Here is a 22,523-nt window from a genome sequence, read left to right as displayed (position 1 = left end):
CTTTTTTAATTGTAAAACTCCCTTTAAAATATTTATTAGATACAGTTTTGGCATAGTTATTATTTTATCCTAATATTCATTATATTTCTATAAATACCTCCACGCAATGACACAAAAAAACAACATATATGACAAATTCCTGCAAAACAGCCCAGCTTTGCAGGAATTTTGTATTTTAATGGTAAATAGAATATGGAATTGAGAAACATCTCTTCTGTCTCTTATATACTGGAGTGCATGGATGCGGCGAAATTTATAAAAAGGGAGCTTGATTGAATGATGGAATTGTTGCGAAAGATCAATTGGAGAGTTGCTTTAGTATGGGGATTGTTATTTGTGGCGATGAGCAATTCGTTTGCTTTGGCCGAGGAAAAGCTGTCACCGGAAAAGGCGTATTTGAGCGATGTATATAAAAATATGATGGATGTAAACAACTTGCATTATGACGTGGCGATCAAGGCTGAAACGCCGATGGGAGAAGTGAAAATTGCAGTCAATGGGGAAGGTCAGGAAAAACCGCTGAACTATCAACAAGATATAAACATTTCATTTCGTGATGTAAAAAATAAAGAAAATACAGTGATGTTAAAGCAGTATATAGAACAAAACCAAGGCAATCTAGTGCTTTATTCGTTAAGTAACGAAAAATGGATCAAACAGATTGTGCCCCTTGGTTTTTCTTTGAACAAAGAACTTTCAGCGGATGAAAAGGTCTCTGCTCGAATGGATATGTTGCAGTTGATGAAATCGGTGAAGCTGAAAAAGGAAACACCATCCTATAAATATATGGAAATAACTTTGGATAGTATGCAAATAAGTGATGCTATAGGTGCAGTTGTCAAACTGGATAATGCGCAGGATAAGGATATGGTGAGGGCGTTTGCGGTAGTACGCCTTGGGTTGTTAGCTGCTGGCGATATAAAATATAATATTAAAATTGATAAAGCGACTAAGATGGTAAAAGAAATCGATATGGATCTGACAGCGCCGATTCAAAAAGGGGCAGGATTGTTTTTGGAGATAGCTAATCCAAAGGATAGAGTTAATATCGAAGATTTTTTAACAAAATCGACATTGAATATGCAGATAAAGTATTCGAAATATAATCAAGTAGATCCTATAGAGATTCCTCAAGATGTGCGAGACAATGCAAAGGAAGTCAAACCGGCAGATAAGGCAGCTCCTAAAAAAAGTGAAAAAATATTGTTATGACTTCCTTATAAAAGCTAAAACAATTGCTTGATGGAATTTATATTCTATATTGTTTGCCTCTTCCATTTAAGTTGGTGAATACTTATGAAGCTACGAATTTCGTGGCTTTTTTTCTTTATGTGAATGTTTTAGACTATAACAAGTCAGGTGCTTTTTCATGGATACTATTGTGATATAACGAATGTAAATAGAAGTTGATTTTCAATACCGCTGATAAACTGAAAATGGTTAGTTTAACAAATATTGATAGTTCGATAATGAATATAAATATTTCATACTTAGGGGTATAGGAATAAATAATCCTGTTAATAGCCATATTAATCTTTAATAAAGATCAATAGATCGTATACTTCATTAGATGTTGATAGTATTACATAGGAAGGAGATAAAACTATGAATAATGAAACAACGAATCATTCGGCAAGACTTACAAAGGAAAAGGGCTCAACTCTGAATGGAGATTTACAAGTAGCTGTTGGCGGTGAACTGCACCAAATCGCTGGTGGACAGCATCCTGCGCTCACTACCAATCAGGGCGTTGCACTTTCTGATAATCAAAACTCACTCAGAGCCAATCCCAGCGGTCCTACTCTGGGAGAGGATTTCATTCTTAGAGAGAAAATTACGCATTTCGATCACGAGCGTATTCCAGAACGTGTTGTTCACGCCCGGGGTACAGGTGTACATGGATTCTTCGAGCTGACCACCTCATTGAAGCAATACACTACTGCCAAGATACTCACAGAGGTGGGGGAAAAGACACCGGTTTTTACTCGTATGTCTACCGTTGCGGGCGGCGCAGGTTCGGTTGATACCCCTCGTGACGTACGCGGATTTGCTGTCAAATTTTATACTAAGGAAGGCAACTGGGATCTGGTCAGCAACAATATTCCGGTTTTCTTCATTCAGGATGCTATTAAATTCCCTGATCTCATCCATGCCTTAAAAATGGAACCTGATCGCGGCTTTCCCCAATCTTCAACCGCTCATGACACATTCTGGGATTTCATTTCACTCACGCCTGAATCCATGCATATGGTGATGTGGATCATGTCTGATCGCACAATACCACGTTCTCTGCGGATGATCGAAGGTTTTGGTGTGCATAGTTTTCGGCTGATTAACCATTTAGGTGAATCAACTTTCGTCAAATTCCACTGGCGCCCTAAACTAGGTTTGCAGTCCACCATTTGGGATGAGGCAGTCAAGATTTCTGGTGCGGATCAAGACTTCCACCGTCGTGATATGTTCGATGCCATCACGTCAGGTAATTTCCCCGAGTGGGAATTTGCGGTTCAGCTTTTCACCCAGGAGGAAGCGGATACATTCCCCTTCGATCATTTGGATCCTACCAAGCTGATTCCCGAAGAATTGGTTCCCTTGCAAGTAATCGGACGCATGGTGCTGGATCGTTGGCCGAATAATTTCTTCGCTGAGACGGAGCAGGTTGCTTACTGTCCTTCTCATATCGTACCAGGCATCGATTTCTCGAATGATCCACTGCTGCAAGGCCGTTTATTTTCCTATCATGATACACAGCTTTCCCGGCTGGGTACACCCAATTTTCACCAGATCCCGATCAACGCTCCAAAGTGTCCCTTCGCTAACCACCAACGGGATGGACAGATGCAGATGGCGCAACCTGCGGGGCGTGTTGCATATGAGCCTAATTCCTTGTCTGCTGAATCGCCCCGGGAAGCACCAGCCTACGGTTTTCATAGTGCTGCGGTAACTGAAACGGGCGTGAAAGGCCGCATCCGTGCTGCAAGTTTTGCTGATCACTACAGTCAAGCGCGAATGTTTTATATCAGCCAAACAGCATATGAGCAAGCGCATATCGCCTCGGCTTTAGTATTTGAGCTTTCCAAGGTTGAACATGTTCACGTGCGTGATGCGATAGTCGGTCACCTGCGGCATATCGAAGAAGCCCTTGCGAAAAGAGTTGCCCTGGGCCTTGGGATCGACGAACTTCCTGATGCGCCAGTGGCCGCAATGCCCGTACAAGAAATGAAGCCCTCGCCTGCATTGCAGATCATCGGCAAGATGCAAGACACGCTCAAGGGGCGCGCGATCGGTATCCTGATCGCGAATGGCTCAGACGGAGCTGTAATCGAACAGATTAGAAAGGCGGCGACGGATGCGGGTGCTGCTGTGAAGATTATCGCTCCAAATGTGGGAGACGTGAAACTCGCAGCTGGTCTGAAATTGAATGCTGACGGGCAATTAGCTGGTTCTCCTTCGGTGTTATTTGATGCAGTCGCAGTCATTCTCTCTGACGAAGGCGTAAAGGCACTGTCAATGGAAAGCGCTGCAATTGATTTTGTGCGCGATGCCTTTGGTCATCTAAAGGCTATTGCCGTTGATAAAGGCGGGCAAACCCTTTTAAAAATCGCTAATGTCGGACAAGATGCGGGTGTCTTGGATGCCAATGACAAAGAAGCATTTATTGCTGCGGCAAAGACACGTCAATGGGACCGGGAGAAATCCGTTCGAACCTTGGCATAACCATCGTTCTGTTGAACTTGTTCTGCTTCTGAGCAAAACGAACCCGTCCCCTGTGACATCCGAAAAAATACCACCTTGCTCTCATGATTTTGATGACTTTTTTTGTATTTTATCACTTTTAACACCTCAGAAACATATTATGTCAGCATAAGGAGGTGTTAATTATGTCACACGGAGATTGTCATGAGGAAAATAGATTAGAAAGATTAGGACTTGAAGTCGAAGAGATAGAAAGAATAGAAAATGAGCTCCTTCAAATAATTCGTGAATTGGCTGATGACGTAAATAAGATGGTAACATTACAAGATGGTTAAACGAAATTGCAGACCGTGAAAACGTCAATTGCTCACAAATTTTCCAAAATGCATTAAAAGCATATCTGGAAGTAGAGAACCGACATAATAAAAATAGAACAGTCTGACGGAGCTTTATTGAGTTAAACTGTTCTATTAACATTAAGACGAGATAAAGAAGAAATAATGTCATGCACTTTTATTCACACTATCAAAATAATAAAAACTCCCTATAAATTAGGGAGTTTTTATTATGTGGAAACCAATGGACAATATGCAAAAAATAAAATTTTGACAAATTCTAAAAAAGATAAGAGCCAGTAAAAAAATATCGCAAACTGAGCTTAGCAAGAAAACAGGATTTCCCCAAACGACAATTAGTGACTGGGAAATGTAGGGGAGAGAACGACACACCCCGCCTGCGGGCACCCCTCTCTAGAGGAGAATTAAGTAAAAACCACACAATACAAAGAAGAAAAAGTAATTAATACTTATATTTTTCTAGTGCTTCCTTTGTGTTGCGCGGTAGTGCAATTGCGCCTTTGTGGTTCAAAAGTAAGTAAAGTGCTTTTTTTATAAAGGGGGGGGATTATTTTGAAAATGATTGCTGTATGTGTGTGTCCCACGGGGATTGCTCATACGTATATGGCCCAGGCTGCTTTGGAGAAAGCTGCAATGGGTAGGGGACAATATTGTTTTAATAAAAGAAAGTAGTTATTTCCCTATATTAGCTAGAAGCTGTCTCAAATACACAAGTATGAGAGACAGCTTCTTTGATAGTGTTCAGATTAGTATTCATGTTGAACCAGCAGGGGAACTATGTTTTACGGTTAGCAATTGCCAGCCGCAGTTTATTAAGATTATTGGTAAATTTATCCTGGTTTTTAAATATCATACCCATATATAAAAGGTCTACGATGGCCATATGAATCAGCCGCGATGTCATTGATTCTGAAGAGTAATTCACTTCCCGGCTCATACCGTGCAAGACGAGATCTGCTTTTTTGGTAAGAGGCGATTTTAAGTGGCTGGTAATTGCGATGACTTGGGCCCCGCTTTGTTTTGCAACTTCCACCGAATTCAGCAAATCAGTATTTGATCCAGTGTGTGATATGACGATAACTACATCTTCTGGTTCTAAAATGGATGCTGAAATAAGCTGCATATGCAAATCGGAATAGGCCTTTGTTGGTATGCCAAAACGTATGAAACGATGTTCGATATCAGAGGCAATTACTGCTGAAATACCAAAGCCATAAATATCAATCTTATGAGCACGATCAAGAATTGCAACAGCCTTTTGCAATGCATCAAAATCAAGTACTTTCAGTGTATCTTGTAAACCTTCGGAGATACTGTTAAATATTTTAATCCCTATCGTTTCAAATGAATCAGTAGGTTGTACTTCCTGATAGGTAGTTTCCAGAGGACTGAGTATTTCGCTAGCTAAGACAATTTTTAAGCTTTGTAAACCATGAAACCCCAATTTACGGCAAAAACGGGAAATTGTAGCTTCTGCAGTCTTTGTAGCTTCTGCCAAATCAGAAATAGTCATATGAATAATATCATGCGGTCGTTCTGTAATAAAGCTGGCAACCCGCTTTTCAGATTTAGTAAAACTATGATAGCTGCTACGCAAAAGAGGCAGACATAGTGTTGGTAGATTTGTTCCAGGCATAGCATTTCCTCATCATTCAATTTAATTTATTTCATTATATTATTGTAACAATAATGCAAAAACTAGGCAAGTTGTATATTATTAAATGACAAAGTATTATCGAAATTTAAAAATAAAATGATGTAAAACTATCATGAAAATATTGCAATTTGTAAATAAATCGAATAAAATATAAATTACACGAACTTATCAAAAAGTATTTTGAAAATGATATTGAATTATCAAAAATGATTTGTAGAAAACCTAGCGATGTGTGCGTTTTTTTGAAAAGCATAAAGGCTGCTTGCCTTGACAGGCAGCCGTAAATGAAAAGGGGAAATGATTTTGAGTAAACAACAAGTACTTGAACAAATTTGTAAATCCGGTTTAGTTGCGGTAGTAAGGGCTGAAAACGGTGATCAGGCTAAGCGGATATCAGAGGCTTGCTTGGCTGGCGGCATGAAAGCTATCGAAATGACTTTTACTGTACCAAATGCTCATCATATTATGGAAGAATTGGCGAAATCCTATTCTCCAGAGGAATTAATTATTGGGGCAGGGACAGTTCTTGATCCTGAAACCGCTCGTATTTCCATTCTCAGCGGGGCGCAATATGTAGTTTCACCATGCCTGAATAAAGAAACTGTACGTTTGTGCAATCGGTATCAAATTCCGATGATGGCTGGGGCTATGACGATAAAAGAAGTTGTTGAATGTATGGAAGCTGGATGTGACATTGTTAAGCTATTCCCAGGGGAACTCTTTGGCCCGGCTATGGTCAAAGCCATAAAAGGTCCTTTGCCTCAGGCACAGATTATGCCGACTGGCGGAGTTAGTGTTAGCAATGTTCAAGAATGGATTAAGGCTGGCTGCGTGGCAGTTGGTGCTGGCAGCAGCTTAACAGCTGGTGCTAAGACCGGGGATTATGCTGCAATTACCGCAACAGCCAAGAAATTCCTGGAAGAGATTGCTAAGGCCCGGTCCTCTAAATGAACAACGAACCAAACTTTTGAATAATTGGCAGATTTACAAAGTATTGCTTCTTACCAATTACATTCAAAGTAAAAAAGCTCGCAAGATTTGCGAGCTTTTTTACTTTGTTCGATACGCGCTAAAGAATATTTCAAGAAATAACAATTAAGGTTTATATTTCATCTGATTTTAATTAAAGATCTGGCAATAATAATATTGGAGGTGATAAATATGAAAGAAAAAGAATGTAAGCAAGAACAAAATAAAAAACAAAACAAGAATGTTGAATTTGCAAAAGAGATTTTTAATAATGAAAATAAGAAAAATGACAAGCAGAATAAAGAAAAATGCTAAAATAGTGTGCCATCTTCAAGAAAAGGTACTTTACACCAGATGTAAAGTACCTTTTTTCTATAAAATAACTGCAAAGCAGGAGGCGCTTAAACGATCGCTCTCGATGGGAGAGAGTATTTTAAAAAAACTTATTCATGAGTAGTCCCCAAATCAAATATATTATAAAAGAATTTGTAATGTGGGGGAGAAAGGAATATGGAGAAACGCTATCTTACCAGCAATCAGGGGATACCTGTTACTAATGATCAAGAATCATTAACTGTAGGTGAATGGGGTCCAATATTACTTGAGGATATTGTTTTCCTCGAAAAAATTTCTCATTTTGACAGGGAGAGGATTCCTGAAAGAGTATTACACGCGAAAGGAGCAGGCGCTTTTGGTTTTTTTATACCCTATAAATCAATGGCTTCATTAACTAAGGCAAATTTTTTACAGGACACAGAAAAGAAAACCCCCGTTTTTGTTAGGTTTTCAGTAGCAGGTGGTTCTTTGGGCGGGGCAGATACTGTGAGGGATATTAGAGGATTCTCCGTAAAATTTTATACAGATGAAGGAAATTATGATATTGTTGGCAATCATATTCCGGTGTTTCCCCTGAGAGACCCGATTCAATTTCCAGATTTAGTTCATGCCCTAAAGCCAGATCCAGTTGCAAATATCCGGGGAGGAGCGATAGCTGCCAGCCGTTTTTGGGATTATATGTCACTCAGGCCAGAGTCTATGAATTTTCTTACCTACTTGTTTGCAGATAATGGGACTGTTAAAAGCTATAGAACCATTCAAGGGTTTGGAGTTAATACCTACAAGTGGGTGAATGTACGGGGGAGGAAGTATATGTTAAGTATCATTGGGAACCCTGTGCAGGTGTTGAGTACATAGACAGCAAGACGGCAGTTCAACTTGCCGGTAGTGACCCTGACATAGCGAGCAGGGATTTGTTTGATACCATCGCTGCAGGGCATGCTGTCGAATATGAGATGCGTGTACAAATCCTGAAAGTGGAAGATGAATGCAATCTGCCATTTGATCCATTGGATTCCACTAATATTTGGCCAGAGGACTTACTTCCATTAATGCCGGTAGGCAGGATGGTGTTAAATAAAAATCCTGATAATTTTTTTGTTGAAGTTGAACAATCTGCTTTTTCTCCTGCGGCCATTGTACCGGGTATCGATTTCTCAAATGATAAAATACTTCAAGGACGTATTTTTGCCTATGGAGATACGCAACGATACCGTATGGGGGTTAATTATTTAGCACTTCCTACCAATATGCCAAGAAAGCCAATTGCTAATAAGATGCAGGATGGAGCCATGCAGACCATGTACAGTGAAGGTGTTGCTAACTATTTACCCAATACATTAGGCGGTGGGATGCCCATGCCGGCACCTGAGATCGGGAAACCTCCTCAGGAGTTTGTTTCAGGCAATGTGGTTCGCTCAGAAATAACAGGTGATGATTATTATCAAGCTGGCTGCAGATACCGGATGATGCCGGTGCTTGAAAAGAAACACTTAGTCTCAAATATTGTAGAAAATTTAAGCCAAGCCTACGAGCCGATTCAAAGAAGAATGATTGAACATTTCATGCAGGTAGATCATGAACTTGGCAGCAGAATTGCACAGGGGATAAATCTGAACATATAAAATTGATGCTATCCTGTCTATGAACTAGCCAGGGTAGCATTCATTTGGGTTTTTCTTGTAATCCCAATGATATAATTTGTGCGGTCTTAGCAGCTATGAAAATTTTTTTACTCCTTCGCCTTCCAGAGTTGGTGAAACTTCCTGTTTTCCCAGGATGCTAAACAATACCCCGCCGATAATAAGAATTGCCCCCAATACAAAGTTCGTACTAATACTTTCCCCCAGGAACAGCCAGCCAAGAAAAATTGCTACCATTGGCTGCAAAGGATAAAATAGGGAGCAAGCTCCTGCTTCCATCAATGATAAACTTTTGTTCCAAAGCACATGGGCTACTGCTGTACAAACTCCCCCGATATAAAGCATAGAAAGTATTACGCTGCCATCAAATTGAACATCGGGATTTACCGTTAGCTCCCAAATTGAAAATGGCATTGTACATATTGCTGCAATGATAATTCCGTAAGTCGTAATCTGCAGAGAATCATACTTTTGTGTAATTTTCCTAATGATTACGGAAACGTAAGACCATAAAAATACTGAGAATATGGAAACGGAAATACCCAGTAGTTGGCTGTCTCCGTCCACTCCGCCAACAATAATATAGACACCGGTAATTGCCAAGATTCCACAAACAACCTTATTTATCGTAAGTTTTTCTTTTAAAATGAATATGGCAAATAACATAATTACGATTGGATTCATAGAATTAACCAGGGAGGCCAAGGAAGCATTTGATAGCTTTGTTCCTAAGAGCTGTGCCCCAATTGCCACGAAGTAACCGAGAAAGCCAATTGAAAACACATACTTATAATCTTGTTTCTCTATTTTTTTCAGCTTTCGCTGTTTCAGGAGAATCAGCAGAATCATTCCTGCAATCACATAACGCAGAAAGGAAATCGTAATGATCGGTATCTTGCCCAATACAAATTTACTGACCACATATAAACTGCCCCATGCAAAAAAAGTTATTAATAAATATAAATACGCTTTGTTTTTATTTTTCATTTTCTCTTTAGTGAAGCACTCATGAACGCACAAGGTTTTGACTAAAGTTCACCACCATTTCATTTAATATTGAGATTTTATATAAATCGCTAGTACATTGAGTCATTAAAACATATTATATCACTATATTCGGGTTACATCATGAAAAGTTATGAGATCGATTTAATAAAAAATATAAACATATGCTGAGAATGGTTTTGATTTTTTTATTCAAAGAGAAATCAAAGGTTGTCAAGGTAGAATTTACAGTATGCAGATTCTGATTCCAAGACATATTGTTTTTGGAGGTAGAGGTGTTTCATGTTAGAAGAGATTCTGGAAGTAGAAATGAGCAAAGATGAGTTAGAAGAATTGATAATGGATCTTCCACAAATTTTGAAAGATCTCGAACAAATGACAATAGAGAATACAATGAAAGTAAAATAATGTTGAAACGTGTAAAATGTCAGCAGGATTTAATAATTATTGAAGAGAAGCTACCCATAATCAACCTTCTTAATAGGTTCAGGGTAGCTTCTTTTTTGATTGATGCAGTAATGGGAATTTGTTGAAATGTTGCATCTGGTGAAAGGGATAAATAACTGATTTATGTCTCTTTATAGAATTGTACAGTTGTTATATTTATTTTGAAGTAATAGGAGGATGAGCAAAATGGATAAAGTTCTACGGGTTGGTATTGATATTGGCTCAACAACTATAAAAATGGTAATTCTTGATGAACAAAATACGATTATATTTCAGGAATATACCAGACATTTTTCTGATATAACAGCTGCTTTTCAGGGAATAGTGACAAAAGCCCAACATGTACTTCGGCATAATTTATTATCGATTATGGTTACAGGTTCGTCAGGTATCGGTATTTCTCAATCCCTGAGTCTTCCATTTATTCAGGAAGTAATTGCCTCTACCAATGCCGTACAGCATATGATTCCTATTACGGATACCGCCATTGAGCTTGGTGGTGAAGATGCCAAAATTACTTATTTCGGAGGTACGGTGGAGCAGAGGATGAACGGTGTTTGCGCTGGGGGTACCGGTGCGTTTATTGATCATATGGCTGCGTTGATGCATACTGATCCTGTAGGTCTAAATGAACTTGCCAAGAATTATGAAACGATTTATCCGATTGCTTCCCGCTGCGGTGTATTTGCAAAAACCGATGTGCAGGCGTTGATGAACGACGGGGTTCCAAAAGAAGATATTGCTGCTTCTGTATTGCAGGCCGTTGTGAATCAAACGATCAGCAGCTTGGCGCAAGGGCGGGCCATTTGCGGAAAAGTAGCTTTTCTGGGCGGACCTTTACATTTTTTATCGGAATTACTGCGACGCTTTACGGAAACATTGGGGCTTACCGAAGATCAGGTGCTGAGTCCAGAATGTTCACCCTATTTTGTTGCTATCGGTGCAGCATTATCTGTACAGGAAGAGCCTGTTCCCTACGAAGTTCTGTATGAGAAAGCTCCTCAGTTATTTGAGCTGCGCCTGGAATGCGAAGAGTCACTTCATCCTTTATTTTCTAATGAAAAAGAATATCTAGAATTTGTTGCCCGGCACGGGCAGCATGCGGTTAAAAGAACACTACTGGAAGAGTATGTCGGTAAAGCGTACTTAGGGATTGACGCCGGATCAACAACCACGAAGCTGGCGCTTATTGGCGAAGGTGCAGAATTATTGTATTCCTATTACGGCAGCAACAAAGGAAAACCGCTGGACACAGTAATGCTGGCACTTACAGAGATGTATCGGCGTATGAATGATAAAACGAAAATTGTTCATTCGGCTGTTACCGGATACGGAGAGCATTTCATTAAGACTGCTTTGCAGGTCGATCTTGGTGAAGTGGAAACCGTAGCCCATCTAAAGGCAGCCAAGCATTTCTCGCCTGACGTTACCTTTGTGCTGGATATTGGCGGACAAGACATGAAAAGCTTTTTCTTACAAAATGGCATAATTGATTCCATTATGCTCAACGAAGCGTGTTCAGCTGGCTGCGGTTCTTTTATTGAAAATTTTGCACAATCGATGGAGATGAGTGTACAAGATTTTTCTCAGCTTGGATTACAGGCGAGAAAGCCAGTGGATCTGGGGAGTCGTTGTACCGTTTTTATGAACTCCAAAGTCAAACAAGCGCAGAAAGAAGGGGCTGAGGTTAGTGATATTTCTGCCGGGATTTCTATTTCTATTGTAAAAAATGCCTTATTTAAGGTCATTCGCTTAAAGAACACCGACGATCTGGGTAACAACATAGTTGTTCAGGGCGGAACTTTTTACAATGATGCTATACTGCGGGCTCTGGAGCAGATTCTGGGGAGGGAAGTTGTTCGTCCTGATATTGCCGGTCTTATGGGAGCTTTCGGTGCAGCACTTATTGCTAGGGAAAGATGCGTATCAGACGGGAAATCCTTACTATTGTCGGCAGCTGAGCTTGCTGGTTTTGCTTTTCGTACTACTAATCGCCGGTGTTCGGCCTGCGGTAATCAGTGCCTCATAACCACACAGCACTTTTCCAGCGGGCAGGAATATCATGCGGGGAATCGCTGCGAGCGTGGTGTTGGCAAAGTAAATGCCAATGGTCAGTTGCCGAACCTTTATACTTATAAGTATCAGCGGCTATTTGAGTATCAGTCTTTGGCAGAGTCCCAGGCTCAGCGAGGAACAATCGGTATCCCTCGCGTACTAAACATGTATGAGGATTATCCTTTCTGGTTTACGCTGTTTACCAGGCTAAACTACCGAGTGGTTTTATCTGGAACTTCGTCTCGTAAGTTATATGAGCTGGGGATGGAAACAATCCCTTCGGAATCAATTTGTTATCCTGCTAAACTTGTGCACGGTCATATCAGCGATTTGATAAAAAAAGGAGTACAAAAGATATTTTACCCTTGTATTCCTTATAATCTGCAGGATGATCCGGCAACTGACAATTGCTACAATTGTCCCATTGTAACTTCTTATCCGGAAAATATCAAAGCGAATATGGAAGGCTTACGCAATAAGGAGATAACCTTTTTTCATCCCTTCTTGCCCCTGAACCATCGTGAGCGGTTAATCAAAAGACTGGCACAGGAGCTGAGGGGAGAACAGATTTCCCGTCAGGAACTTGTGGCTGCAGTTGATGCGGCTTATGGTGAACTAGATCGATATAAAGCTGATGTTCGGCGTAAAGGAGAAGAAGTGCTAGGTGACATGGCTGCCAGAAAAATAAAGGGGGTAGTTCTGGCAGGCAGGCCCTACCACATGGATCCGGAAATAAACCACGGACTGCCTGAAATGATTCAATCCTATGGATTGGCTGTTTTATCAGAAGATTCCATAGGGCATTTGGGCATGGTAAACAGGCCGCTGCGGGTTGTGGATCAATGGACGTATCATTCCAGATTGTATGCGGCGGCAAGCCTTGTTGTCACCCAGCCTGATTTGGAATTGATCCAGATAAACTCTTTTGGCTGCGGTATTGATGCTGTTACCATTGATCAGGTAAAAGAAATTATCGAGGAGCATCATCGAATTTACACCGTGGTTAAACTGGATGAGATCAATAATTTAGGTGCAGCCAGAATCAGGGTACGATCACTGCTGGCGGCGCTGAATGAGAGAGAAACTACTTTGCCTGCCAAGCCGATAAAGCCTGTCGCCGAATGCCAGTCTGGGGCAGACATCGCAGTGAAAAAACACCATACACTACTGGCACCACAGTTATCTCCTATTCATTTTCAATTTTTAGAAGCCGCCTTTCAAACAGCCGGTTACCGGTTGGTGGTAGCCCCCACCCCTGACAAAACGGCGATTGACGAAGGCTTACGTTATGTTCATAATGATGCTTGTTACCCTACCATTATTGTGATTGGGCAATTAGTGCAGGCTTTAAAATCCGGCAAATATGACTTGAATACAACATCGGTGATATTAGCCCAAACCGGTGGCGGCTGCAGAGCAACCAATTATGTTGCAATTGCCCGCAAAGCACTCAATGACGCTGGTATGCCGCAAGTACCGGTTTTAGCTTTGGGTGGAGATGCCCAATCAGGATTTCCCCTGACGCTGCAGTTGTTCGAAAGCATAATAACCGGTATTATTTACGGAGACCTGTTAATGCGGGTCTTATATCGGGTACGTCCCTATGAAAGAGTTCCTGGCTCGGCTGAAAGATTATATGATGCTTGGGTTACTAAATGTCAGCAAGATATGCTGATACGCAGCAGTCACAATTTTCAAAAGAATGTTTTCGATATTGTCCGCGATTTTGATAATTTGGAAATCCATGAGGGACAGATTAAGCCCCGGGTTGGTCTAGTTGGGGAAATCCTGGTAAAGTATCACCCTACAGCTAACAATCAACTTGTCAGTTTATTAGAAAGTGAGGGTGCGGAAGTTGTTGTGCCCGATATGCTGGACTTTATCTTATATTGTGCTTATGACAGCAAAGTACACTATGATCTGCTGTCAGGCACCTTGTTTAATATGCTGAAAGGGAGTCTTCTGATTCGGGTTGTTGAGTATTATCGCCGCCATCTTCGCAAAGCTTTAGCAGGGAGCCAGCGTTTTTCGTCTCCTCTTAAAATTAAACAAATTGCTGCCTTTGCCCAGCAGCATTTATCCTTAGGGCATGTAACGGGGGAAGGCTGGCTGCTGACTGGTGAAATGGTTGAATTAATTCATGACGGAGTAGAAAATATTGTGTGCCTTCAGCCTTTTGCCTGCCTGCCAAATCATATTACTGGCAAAGGAATGCTCAAGGAACTGCGCCACAACTATCCGAACGTCAACATTGTTCCCATCGACTATGACCCAGGCGCCAGTGAGGTTAACCAGCTAAATCGTATAAAGTTAATGCTGTCTGTAGCCAAGACTAAAATTGCACAGAGCGTAGGATGAAGGGGGAATTTTATTTTTATAATGATACGACTGAAACAGGTATCAATTGGGTAATATATTTTGGAATAACACCGGATTCTTTTTGAGAAGCGTATTATGTGAGCAATTTTTGCATAGATTAATCCTTATATTCTTACATTGGAGCTGGTCTATGCAATGTCTTTGTTTTTAGTTTTTATTGGGACATTCTTTTCTATACTGAATTCTAGCATGGTTAACGTAGCCTTACCTACCATAATGATCGAGTTTGGTATTGATATACAGAGTTCTACTTGGCTGTACACCGGCTATATGCTTCCTTATGCAATTGCAATGGCTATTTTCGGCAGTCTAGGGGACCTTTATAGCCCTAAACGAATATTCTTGCTGGGTGTATTTATTTTTGCCATAGGATCTCTTTCTTGCTCCATCGCGGGTAGTTTTTGGATGCTGCTGGTATCAAGGACGATACAAGCATTAGGTGCTGCTGCCGTTATGACGAATTCCATGATACTTGCCATTACCCCTTTTGAACAAAATCAACGGAGTGCAGTTCTTGGTTGGTGGGGTATGATTTCCTCAGCGGGAAGTCTTATTGGTCCAACCCTAGGAGGGGTTCTGACAGATCATAGTGGATGGCATAGTATCTTTTATATTAATCTTCCTTTTGCTGCAGTCATACTACTGTTAGGCGGTAATTATATACCCTCGCCTCCAAAAACAAACCATACAAAAATTTTCGATTACCGAGGTTCCTTTTATTTGATCATTTCTCTTGTTGCTTTATTGCTGGCAATTATCATTGGGTCAACTAGCGGTTGGCTGACTAAGACAACATTACCACTCATAGGACTCTTTTTGCTTTTTGCTTGGCTGTTATTTCGCCAAGAGAGTAGAATTAGCCAGCCCTTGATCTCTCTTGCATTGCTCCAAAACCCATCCTTTGCAGCGACTGTAGTTGTTGGTTTCTTACAAGGCGCTGCACTTTTTGGAAGTATGTTGTTAATACCGATGTACTTGCAGCATGTACATGATTTTTCCCCTACTTATGCAGGTGTGTTGGTACTGCCTTTATCCATATCTATGATGATTATGGCACCTATTATGGGTAAATTGGCAACACCGCCCAAAATTAGACTGCTAATTGTTTCTGGCATGGCTATTCTTGCTATCGGTATATGGATTTTTTCCAGATTGAGTCTGCAAAGTCCCTATTGGCTGTTAGCTGCTGCTCTTATCGCCACGGGTATTGGTCTTGGAGTATCTAGCACTCCTTTAACCTCCAATTTGATAAATGTTGTTCCTCAATCGCAAATGGGTATGGCATCCGGATTATTTAATATGATTCGTTATTTGGGCGGGGTCATAGGCTCGACCATTTTTGGAGCTTTTATTCAACAGCGTGTAGCTGCTTATATAATACCATTGACAATAAGCGGCTACACAGCGCCTCTTGCTGAGAAGATGGCATTAGGAAGAGCATTTCCTGAAGTTTTTCTAATGGGAGCAGCTACGGCAGCAATTGGTATGATTGCAGCTTTTTTTACGGGGACAACTAAAAAAATGAAGAATCCTTAATGGAGTAGACATGGATAAGTTATTCATTTGCCATCGTACTTTCGGGTGAGATGGCTTCTTTATTTAAAAAGACTTTTATAGTAACCTGCTGAGAATATCGGCAGGTTTTATTTTTATAGATGCAGCAGCATGTTCTTTCTTAAAAGAAGTAGTTGACTTAGTCAAATAATATAATTGACTAAGTCAACTATTTGTGATAACGTAGTAGTATAAAATCATAAAGGAATTTCTAGGAGGAGCAAAGATGGAGAGTTCGATTCAACAGCGAGTGACGGAGATTCGGAAATTTAATCGCTTCTATACCAATATTATTGGCCTTGTAAACCAAAACGTTTTGGAAAGTCCTTACTCTTTGGCAGAAGCAAGGGTTTTGTTAGAAATTGATGCCGCTGCTACGTGTACTGCAAGTAACTTGGCGGAAATACTTCAAATTGATCCTGGTTATCTTAGCCGTATTCTCAGGCGGTTTAAGAAAGATGGTCTTATTGAAACCACCAAATCAATGACTGATGGCCGTTCACAAATTTTAAATATAACAGAAAAAGGCAGAGCAACATTTCGACAACTGTCAGATGCCTCATCGAGTCAACTAATTAGACTTTTAGAGCTGCTTCCTCAGGGGGCTCAACAAACCTTAGTTCAGAATATGGCTGCCATCCAAGATATGTTATCAGGTCAAACAGATACCTCAATTACCATTCGCAGGCACCGGCCTGGTGATGTAGGATATATTGCATATCGCCATGGTGTGCTGTATGAAAAAGAGTATGAGCTGGATCATCGCTTTGAAAAGTATGTTTTGCAAAGTTTGATTGCCTATTTAGAAGATCCGTCTAGAGGAGAAATATGGGTAGCCGAATGCTGCGGTGCTATCGTCGGTTTTATTGGAATTGTAGGAATCAGCGAAAGAACTGCTCAGCTGCGCTGGTTTTTAATAGAGCCAGATTTTCGCGGTGGCGGTCTGGGACGTAAATTGGTGTCTACTGTGATGGAATATTGTCAACAGAAATATTATAATCATGTGTTTCTGTGGACATTTAAGGGGTTAGATGCAGCCCGGCACTTATACCAGAGTTTTGGATTTACCCTTACTGAGGAAAAAGAAAATGACACTTGGAACAACCAATTGATTGAGCAGCGGTGGGATGTTATGCTAGGTGTTAATTAAAATATCACTAGATATGATTCATTAAGCTCTCCTGTTATTAGGAATTCAATCGCAAACTTGAATGTAAATAACTATTGCATTTAGAATAGGGACAAGGGGACAGGTCCCTTGTCCCACAAAAGGTAAAAATCCGCGAGTATCGCGGATTTTTACTTTGTGTGCTACAGAAAAATATACTAACTAAGTTGACTTATTTAGTATTTAAATACACTGGATACGTTATAAGCATTTCACGAATCATCGTGGAATTACTATAATGAATTTAAAGAAAAGCAAATAGGGAGATGATCAAAATGGAAAATTATGAATTGGCTGATAGGGTCAAGAAAAGCAGCAACATTGCATGGGCCTTAGGTGGCTTTGGAATTGTGTTCACAATTGTTTCCTTATGGGTAGTAGATACCGTTCATAAATTGTATATTTCCTTCGGATGATTCATCCTATTTTCTTAACTGAGGATATAGATATTAGGACGTTAACTTGTTCACAGTCTAAAAATGCATAGTCATTGCTAATACAGATGATGAGTGTAGGAACTGAAAGAATCAAGAAAGACCCAATAGACAGTAAGAAACTGTAGGTTGGGTTTTTCTAGTTACGCAGGTTTTAAGAGGGGAGCTTTTGGTAAATATCTTAATTAATAAAATTCAAAAGTTTTGCTTAAAAGCTTCAATAAATTCCATATACATATTTTTATGATCTGCTCTCTTTACCTCTGGTTCACTTAGCTTGATGATGTCTCCGTTTATACACAGCATTTTAATGCTGTAAGTACAAACTATTTCTTTATGAGTGCATTTATCTTCAAGTACATTCAATACCGTTTCGATTTTTATAATATCCTTTTTGAAATACTCAATCATATTGATTTGATCAAAGGTTAAGCAAAGGTTAATTAGACTGGTGGTTGTTAAATACCATGCTTTGAACAAGCAGTTTTCATAGTTGTTATGATCGATGAATTCTTCAAGATACCAATTGCAAATATAACTATGTTTATGGTTTAGCGCTAAATTCACTCTGGCTTTTACCCATTCGGGAAAGGAACTTAGACATTTGTCCTTTTTCTCCATAGGAAGCCCTCCTTTTTTATAAAATTTTTGAAGGTAGTAATTATATGTTTTTTAGCATAAAAAAAGCACCTCAATGCATGAAAGCTTGTATATGGATTGTTCCTTTGCAGGGAATGTGATCCTGACTGCTGCGTAGTATATTTATTTTAATATAGAGTCAGATAAATGGATTGTGAAAGTATTTTTATTAATGTATAATGTATAATTATACGTTAAGGGAGTGGTATAAGTGCTTTATCGTAAAGCTACATTCAAAGATGTAGAAACCATGTACACATTAATTAACGCTTATGCTGAACAAGGATTAATGTTAGGGCGTTCCCGGAATATGCTGTATGAATGCCTGCGGGACTTTGTTTTGGCAGAAGATAATGGAGAAGTTGTTGGCATGGGGGCGCTGCATTTAGTGTGGGATGCGCTTGCGGAAATTAGAGCAATGGCAATCGCGCCTCATGTCACGAAATCAGGCATTGGCCGCAGCATTGTACAGGCACTAATTGAAGAAGCAAAAACCTTAGAGATAAAGACGATCTTTACCTTGACCTATCAGCCTGGATTTTTTATAAAACAAGGTTTCAAAGAATTATCAAAAGATCAATTGCCTCATAAGGTCTGGAAAGAATGTATTAACTGTACTAAGTTTCCGAACTGTGATGAAATTGCTTTGAACATAGAAATATAAGAAAGAATGGGTAGTACTCACAAAAGAGTAATGCCCATTCTTTCTTTGTAGAATCAGAATATTTAAGTTAGAATTGCTCTAGTGTGATGCAGTCGGGGCGCTTTTTTTCTGCAGTGCATTGCTTGGCATAAATAGAGCAACAATAGCCAGAACTACCAATATAATAGCGACGAAGTTATAAGCATCGCGATAGGCAAGGATATTGGCCTGTTGGATAAGTTCCTGATAGATTTTGGCGATTGCCATTGTGGATGCCTGAACTGCTGGCACACCCAAATTCATAATTGACTGGGTGTAGCTTGCAATTGCGCTTTGATAACCAGGATCAGCCGTGGTCAAATGCTGTACCAGATGTGCTTGTTCAATCTGCTGGCTGTGTATAAGTTTGTTCGTTACCAGAGCAATGCCAATACTGCCTCCTAAATTACGCATTAATGAAATAATTGCTGAGGCATTACTGCTGCTTTCTGGAGAAATTTTAGAGAAGGCGAGGGTACTGGCAGGTATAAATAGAAAAGGGATACCAACTGTTTGCAGGGCACGTACCAAAACGAAGGTGCTGTATCCCGTTTGCGGTGTTACAAGTCCAGTTGCCCACATGCCAACGGCGCTTAGCAGCATGCCAAATGAAATGAGATATTTTGCCTGAATTTTGTTTACCAGTTTACCGACGATTGGCATCATGATTAAGGTGGCGATTCCGCCTGGTGAAAGTACCAGGCCGGACAGAGTCGCGTCATAACCGAAGCTTGTTTGCACCAGCATAGGTAATAACATGGCACTTGAGTAAAGAGCAAAACCAACAAAGAAAATCATAATGCAGGGTAAACTGAAACTGGGAATGGCAAAGAGCTTTAGCTCAACTACCGGGTTTTTCTGCCGTAATATCCAAAAAACAGCTAGAATAAGACCGACGGCAGCAATGATTGCAAAGATTACGATAAAGGAACTGTCAAACCAATCTTCCTGCTGGCCTTTATCCAGAACGATTTGCAGGGCTCCAAGACCAAGGGCAATTAAGCCGAGGCCAATATAGTCGATAGAGTCGACTTTTTGTTTTTGTGCACTGGGCGGGTCTACGACCAAGCTATTAACGAGAAAGGCCGCCAACAGGCCAACAGGCACGTTCATAAAAAAAATCCAGCGCCAGCTAAAGTTATCCGTGATGAGACCGCCTAGTGTTGGTCCCAATATGGGAGCTAATACGGTTGTTATCCCTGTGATAGCAAAGGCCATTCCCAGCTTTTCCGCGGGGAAACTGTCTTTGATGATGGCCTGCTGACTAGGCTGCAAGCCGCCACCTGTCAACCCCTGCAATAATCGAAATACAATTAGCATAGGCAGTGAAGTGGCAATACCACATAGAAAAGAGGTAAGGGTAAATCCTAAAATACAGAAGATGAAAAAGTTTTTGCGTCCCATCAGGGCGGATAACCAGCCGGACAGGGGCAGAATAATGCCGTTGGCTACCAGGTAGGAGGTGAGTACCCAGGTGCTTTCCTCTGAACTGGCGCCCAGTGATCCGGAAATGTGAGAAAGTGCAACATTGGCAATCGTTGTATCCAGTACTTCCATGAAGGCGGCAAGACTAACGGCAGTTGATATCAAAAGAGGGTTTACGGGTCTTAGTGCATCGTCACTCATGACGATATCCTGCATTTGCTGTGTGAACCGTTGGTACTACCGACATGCCAGGACCTAGATGAATGGTATCTGGCAAGCTGTCAAATACGATTTTTACGGGAACTCGCTGTACGATTTTAACAAAGTTCCCGGTAGCATTCTCAGCAGGGAAAAGAGAAAAATGAGAGCCTGTACCAGCTTGAATGCTGTCTACCTTACCATACAGCTTCACATTAGGGAAAGCGTCAATCTTGATATCAACGGATTGTCCAGGCTGCATATGTTCTAACTGTGTTTCTTTGAAATTGGCAACAACCCATAAGTCTGTGCCCACTAAAGAAGCTAATTGGCTTCCTGCCTGCACATAATTGCCGATTTCTACACTGCGGTTTGTAATACGCCCATCGATAGGAGCTATGATTTTGGTATTTGCCAGATCATTTTCAGCTTGTGCAAGATCTACTTCGGCCTGCTTTACTTGAGCCTCTAATTGCTCACTTGTACCTTTGGCGGCTGCAATCACGCTCGGTGCTGTATTGGCTGAATGAAGACCAGCGCGCATTTGATCCAAGGTGGAACGAGCTGACTTTTCTGTTGCCACCGCTTGATCCAACTGCTGCAAAGAGCAGGCACCAGAGCTGAATAAGCTTTCCATGCGTTGTCTATCAGCTAGTGTTTTCTCCCAAGTTGCTTGTGCAGATGACACCTGAGCGATTGCCGCATCAATGCTAGAGGGAGCGGAAATCGCAGCCGTTTCCAAATTGCTATGGGAAGCATTAGCTGCTGCTTGAGAGGCAGCCAATACAGCCTTGGCCCGATCCCGCTTGACAATATAATCAGTAGGATCAATTTCCAATAGAACATCGCCGGACTTTACCAACTGATTGTCTTGCACATTCAAGGCTTTCACATAGCCTTGTACTTTCGGACTTAACACTACTGTGCGGCCGTCAATGCCAGCGTCGTCTGTTGATACTTCACCGCGTTGTGAATAGTAATAGGCGCCGACCCCGCCAAGTACGAGCAAAAGTACGATCATAATTTTAACGAATTTTGTAGTAACTTTCATAATATCACCTTTTCCTAAATATTGAGATTCATATACTGGAGTAAATATAGCAGGATTTTCGCGAGAGGGAAGTTCCTTTATAAGGAGAGAAAAGTAGTGCAATAGGTAATGTTAGTGAGATGTTTACCTGGTAAACATCTCACTAACATTATTTTTCTTTTTCGATTCTATCAATGTACTCTTCGACTTCATGCATGATATCATGAAACATAAGTAATTCGGATTTTTGTAATGAATTGAATTTCTTAATAATACCCTGATCCAGTTTTTTGTGAAATTCAGTATGGCTTTGAAAAGCCATAAGCCCTTTTGGAGTAAGGGTAAAGAGAACCATTTTCTTATTGTTTTCTGCTTGATAGCGATAGATCAACTCTTTTTGGAGGAGCTTGCCAATAATCTTAGGAACCGCTCCCTTCGTAATACCTAATTTATTGGCGATTTCTGTAACATGGATTCCTGGATTTCGGCCAATAACGTCAATCATGTGGATTTCAGAGGCATATAAAACTTCGGTACCAAAAACTCGTGGCTCTGCCATAATTTCTGAGGCTTTATGGATCATTCGCAGCATTGTGTCCAGTACGCACTGACTTTGGTTAGGCATTTTCTTACTTCCTTTGCTATTATAAGATGCAATTTTTAATTTGCATAGTAGTAGTATACCAAGTAAACGATAGGTGTCAAGCATTAACTTTATTGCACAGTAAGTATGATAGGATGATAAGTAAAAAGTTCATTCTATTAATGGAATTAATTGTGAATTTGATTAAAATATGGTTTTATAGCGTATATATGAACCACAAAAACACAATGCCGCACTGCGGCACAC

At 40.5% G+C, this 22,523-nt stretch carries 20 protein-coding genes and 1 pseudogene; 15 read left to right on the top strand and 6 right to left on the bottom strand.

Features of this window, described 5'->3' with window-relative positions:
- Positions 1-342: 342 nt before the first annotated feature.
- From FR7_RS20015 to FR7_RS24515, 5 genes are all read left to right on the top strand, one after another.
- Positions 343-1,212 carry a DUF6612 family protein gene (locus tag FR7_RS20015; RefSeq protein WP_237714814.1) on the top strand — a complete coding sequence of 290 codons (870 nt, stop codon included), beginning with the start codon at positions 343-345 and terminating at the stop codon, positions 1,210-1,212.
- A 393-nt stretch (positions 1,213-1,605) separates the two neighbouring features.
- Entirely contained in the window at positions 1,606-3,717 is a 2,112-nt protein-coding gene (locus FR7_RS20010) for a catalase (RefSeq protein ID WP_007932436.1), read from the top strand.
- Between the two features lie 164 nt (positions 3,718-3,881).
- Complete coding sequence (locus FR7_RS23995) at positions 3,882-4,031, top strand: hypothetical protein (protein ID WP_007932435.1); 150 nt, start codon at positions 3,882-3,884, stop codon at positions 4,029-4,031.
- Between the two features lie 277 nt (positions 4,032-4,308).
- Complete coding sequence (locus FR7_RS24325) at positions 4,309-4,407, top strand: helix-turn-helix domain-containing protein (RefSeq protein WP_071524650.1); 99 nt, start codon at positions 4,309-4,311, stop codon at positions 4,405-4,407.
- 203 nt (positions 4,408-4,610) lie between these two features.
- Positions 4,611-4,724, top strand: coding sequence for a PTS fructose transporter subunit IIB (locus FR7_RS24515; protein WP_007932433.1), 114 nt, complete (start codon positions 4,611-4,613; stop codon positions 4,722-4,724).
- A 103-nt stretch (positions 4,725-4,827) separates the two neighbouring features.
- Here FR7_RS24515 and FR7_RS20000 read toward each other — a convergent pair whose 3' ends face one another.
- Entirely contained in the window at positions 4,828-5,688 is an 861-nt protein-coding gene (locus tag FR7_RS20000; RefSeq protein ID WP_007932431.1) for a MurR/RpiR family transcriptional regulator, read from the bottom strand.
- Positions 5,689-6,006: 318 nt separating this feature from the next.
- On the opposite strand from FR7_RS20000, the gene FR7_RS19995 reads away from it, so the two are divergent.
- The 4 genes and pseudogenes from FR7_RS19995 to FR7_RS24680 all read left to right on the top strand — a co-directional run bounded on the left by FR7_RS19995 (position 6,007) and on the right by FR7_RS24680 (position 8,639).
- On the top strand, positions 6,007-6,660 hold the full coding sequence (locus FR7_RS19995) for a bifunctional 2-keto-4-hydroxyglutarate aldolase/2-keto-3-deoxy-6-phosphogluconate aldolase (RefSeq protein ID WP_007942805.1): 654 nt from the start codon (positions 6,007-6,009) through the stop codon (positions 6,658-6,660).
- Positions 6,661-6,870: 210 nt separating this feature from the next.
- On the top strand, positions 6,871-6,993 hold the full coding sequence (locus FR7_RS24510; protein ID WP_007932429.1) for a hypothetical protein: 123 nt from the start codon (positions 6,871-6,873) through the stop codon (positions 6,991-6,993).
- 195 nt (positions 6,994-7,188) lie between these two features.
- Positions 7,189-8,297, top strand: a pseudogene (locus tag FR7_RS24685) (catalase); the annotation flags it as partial.
- Positions 8,292-8,639 carry a catalase-related domain-containing protein gene (locus FR7_RS24680; RefSeq protein WP_420874869.1) on the top strand — a complete coding sequence of 116 codons (348 nt, stop codon included), beginning with the start codon at positions 8,292-8,294 and terminating at the stop codon, positions 8,637-8,639. The pseudogene FR7_RS24685 and the gene FR7_RS24680, both read left to right, overlap by 6 nt.
- A gap of 93 nt (positions 8,640-8,732) precedes the next feature.
- On the opposite strand, the gene FR7_RS19985 is transcribed toward FR7_RS24680, so the two are convergent.
- Positions 8,733-9,644 carry a DMT family transporter gene (locus FR7_RS19985; RefSeq protein WP_007932427.1) on the bottom strand — a complete coding sequence of 304 codons (912 nt, stop codon included), beginning with the start codon at positions 9,642-9,644 and terminating at the stop codon, positions 8,733-8,735.
- Between the two features lie 300 nt (positions 9,645-9,944).
- On the opposite strand from FR7_RS19985, the gene FR7_RS24505 reads away from it, so the two are divergent.
- From FR7_RS24505 to FR7_RS23990, 5 genes are all read left to right on the top strand, one after another.
- Positions 9,945-10,070 (top strand): hypothetical protein, encoded by a 126-nt coding sequence (locus FR7_RS24505; protein WP_007932426.1) that lies wholly within the window; start codon positions 9,945-9,947, stop codon positions 10,068-10,070.
- A 225-nt stretch (positions 10,071-10,295) separates the two neighbouring features.
- A complete protein-coding gene (locus tag FR7_RS19980; RefSeq protein ID WP_007932424.1) occupies positions 10,296-14,522 on the top strand; it encodes a 2-hydroxyacyl-CoA dehydratase in 4,227 nt (1,408 codons plus the stop codon).
- Between the two features lie 156 nt (positions 14,523-14,678).
- Complete coding sequence (locus tag FR7_RS19975) at positions 14,679-16,079, top strand: MFS transporter (protein WP_007932423.1); 1,401 nt, start codon at positions 14,679-14,681, stop codon at positions 16,077-16,079.
- Positions 16,080-16,323: 244 nt separating this feature from the next.
- Entirely contained in the window at positions 16,324-17,247 is a 924-nt protein-coding gene (locus FR7_RS19970; RefSeq protein ID WP_007932421.1) for a bifunctional helix-turn-helix transcriptional regulator/GNAT family N-acetyltransferase, read from the top strand.
- Between the two features lie 293 nt (positions 17,248-17,540).
- Positions 17,541-17,681 carry a hypothetical protein gene (locus FR7_RS23990; RefSeq protein ID WP_007932414.1) on the top strand — a complete coding sequence of 47 codons (141 nt, stop codon included), beginning with the start codon at positions 17,541-17,543 and terminating at the stop codon, positions 17,679-17,681.
- A gap of 213 nt (positions 17,682-17,894) precedes the next feature.
- Here the strand turns inward: FR7_RS23990 and FR7_RS19965 are convergent, their stop codons facing one another.
- Positions 17,895-18,320 carry a hypothetical protein gene (locus tag FR7_RS19965; protein ID WP_007932413.1) on the bottom strand — a complete coding sequence of 142 codons (426 nt, stop codon included), beginning with the start codon at positions 18,318-18,320 and terminating at the stop codon, positions 17,895-17,897.
- 229 nt (positions 18,321-18,549) lie between these two features.
- Between FR7_RS19965 and FR7_RS19960 the strand changes: the two genes are divergently transcribed.
- Positions 18,550-19,002, top strand: coding sequence for an N-acetyltransferase (locus FR7_RS19960; protein ID WP_007932411.1), 453 nt, complete (start codon positions 18,550-18,552; stop codon positions 19,000-19,002).
- A gap of 78 nt (positions 19,003-19,080) precedes the next feature.
- Here the strand turns inward: FR7_RS19960 and FR7_RS19955 are convergent, their stop codons facing one another.
- The 3 genes from FR7_RS19955 to FR7_RS19945 form a co-directional block, all read right to left on the bottom strand.
- Positions 19,081-20,646 (bottom strand): DHA2 family efflux MFS transporter permease subunit, encoded by a 1,566-nt coding sequence (locus FR7_RS19955; RefSeq protein WP_007932408.1) that lies wholly within the window; start codon positions 20,644-20,646, stop codon positions 19,081-19,083.
- The gene (locus tag FR7_RS19950) at positions 20,639-21,694 is read right to left on the bottom strand and encodes an HlyD family secretion protein (protein WP_007932407.1); all 1,056 of its coding nucleotides are present in this window, start codon (positions 21,692-21,694) and stop codon (positions 20,639-20,641) included. The genes FR7_RS19955 and FR7_RS19950 overlap by 8 nt, the downstream gene beginning before the upstream one ends.
- 148 nt (positions 21,695-21,842) lie before the next feature.
- Positions 21,843-22,298 carry a MarR family transcriptional regulator gene (locus FR7_RS19945; RefSeq protein ID WP_007932406.1) on the bottom strand — a complete coding sequence of 152 codons (456 nt, stop codon included), beginning with the start codon at positions 22,296-22,298 and terminating at the stop codon, positions 21,843-21,845.
- Positions 22,299-22,523 lie beyond the last annotated feature (225 nt).

The organism is Pelosinus fermentans DSM 17108 (assembly GCF_000271485.2).
In the GTDB taxonomy this organism is placed as follows: domain Bacteria; phylum Bacillota; class Negativicutes; order DSM-13327; family DSM-13327; genus Pelosinus; species Pelosinus fermentans.
This window is presented reverse-complemented; position numbering and strand designations above follow the sequence as displayed.

Excerpts from the sequence above, each read along its gene's own strand:
- FR7_RS19985 (WP_007932427.1), bottom strand. The coding sequence starts at position 9,644 with ATGAAAAATAAAAACAAAGCGTATTTATATTTATTAATAACTTTTTTT.
- FR7_RS24505 (WP_007932426.1), top strand. The coding sequence starts at position 9,945 with ATGTTAGAAGAGATTCTGGAAGTAGAAATGAGCAAAGATGAGTTAGAA.
- FR7_RS19975 (WP_007932423.1), top strand. The coding sequence starts at position 14,679 with ATGTCTTTGTTTTTAGTTTTTATTGGGACATTCTTTTCTATACTGAAT.
- FR7_RS24510 (WP_007932429.1), top strand. The coding sequence starts at position 6,871 with ATGAAAGAAAAAGAATGTAAGCAAGAACAAAATAAAAAACAAAACAAG.
- FR7_RS20015 (WP_237714814.1), top strand. The coding sequence starts at position 343 with ATGAGCAATTCGTTTGCTTTGGCCGAGGAAAAGCTGTCACCGGAAAAG.
- FR7_RS23990 (WP_007932414.1), top strand. The coding sequence starts at position 17,541 with ATGGAAAATTATGAATTGGCTGATAGGGTCAAGAAAAGCAGCAACATT.
- FR7_RS24515 (WP_007932433.1), top strand. The coding sequence starts at position 4,611 with ATGATTGCTGTATGTGTGTGTCCCACGGGGATTGCTCATACGTATATG.
- FR7_RS19945 (WP_007932406.1), bottom strand. The coding sequence starts at position 22,298 with ATGCCTAACCAAAGTCAGTGCGTACTGGACACAATGCTGCGAATGATC.
- FR7_RS20000 (WP_007932431.1), bottom strand. The coding sequence starts at position 5,688 with ATGCCTGGAACAAATCTACCAACACTATGTCTGCCTCTTTTGCGTAGC.
- FR7_RS24680 (WP_420874869.1), top strand. The coding sequence starts at position 8,292 with ATGCAGGATGGAGCCATGCAGACCATGTACAGTGAAGGTGTTGCTAAC.
- FR7_RS19950 (WP_007932407.1), bottom strand. The coding sequence starts at position 21,694 with ATGAAAGTTACTACAAAATTCGTTAAAATTATGATCGTACTTTTGCTC.
- FR7_RS19955 (WP_007932408.1), bottom strand. The coding sequence starts at position 20,646 with ATGAGTGACGATGCACTAAGACCCGTAAACCCTCTTTTGATATCAACT.
- FR7_RS19980 (WP_007932424.1), top strand. The coding sequence starts at position 10,296 with ATGGATAAAGTTCTACGGGTTGGTATTGATATTGGCTCAACAACTATA.
- FR7_RS19970 (WP_007932421.1), top strand. The coding sequence starts at position 16,324 with ATGGAGAGTTCGATTCAACAGCGAGTGACGGAGATTCGGAAATTTAAT.
- FR7_RS19995 (WP_007942805.1), top strand. The coding sequence starts at position 6,007 with ATGATTTTGAGTAAACAACAAGTACTTGAACAAATTTGTAAATCCGGT.
- FR7_RS19965 (WP_007932413.1), bottom strand. The coding sequence starts at position 18,320 with ATGGAGAAAAAGGACAAATGTCTAAGTTCCTTTCCCGAATGGGTAAAA.
- FR7_RS20010 (WP_007932436.1), top strand. The coding sequence starts at position 1,606 with ATGAATAATGAAACAACGAATCATTCGGCAAGACTTACAAAGGAAAAG.
- FR7_RS23995 (WP_007932435.1), top strand. The coding sequence starts at position 3,882 with ATGTCACACGGAGATTGTCATGAGGAAAATAGATTAGAAAGATTAGGA.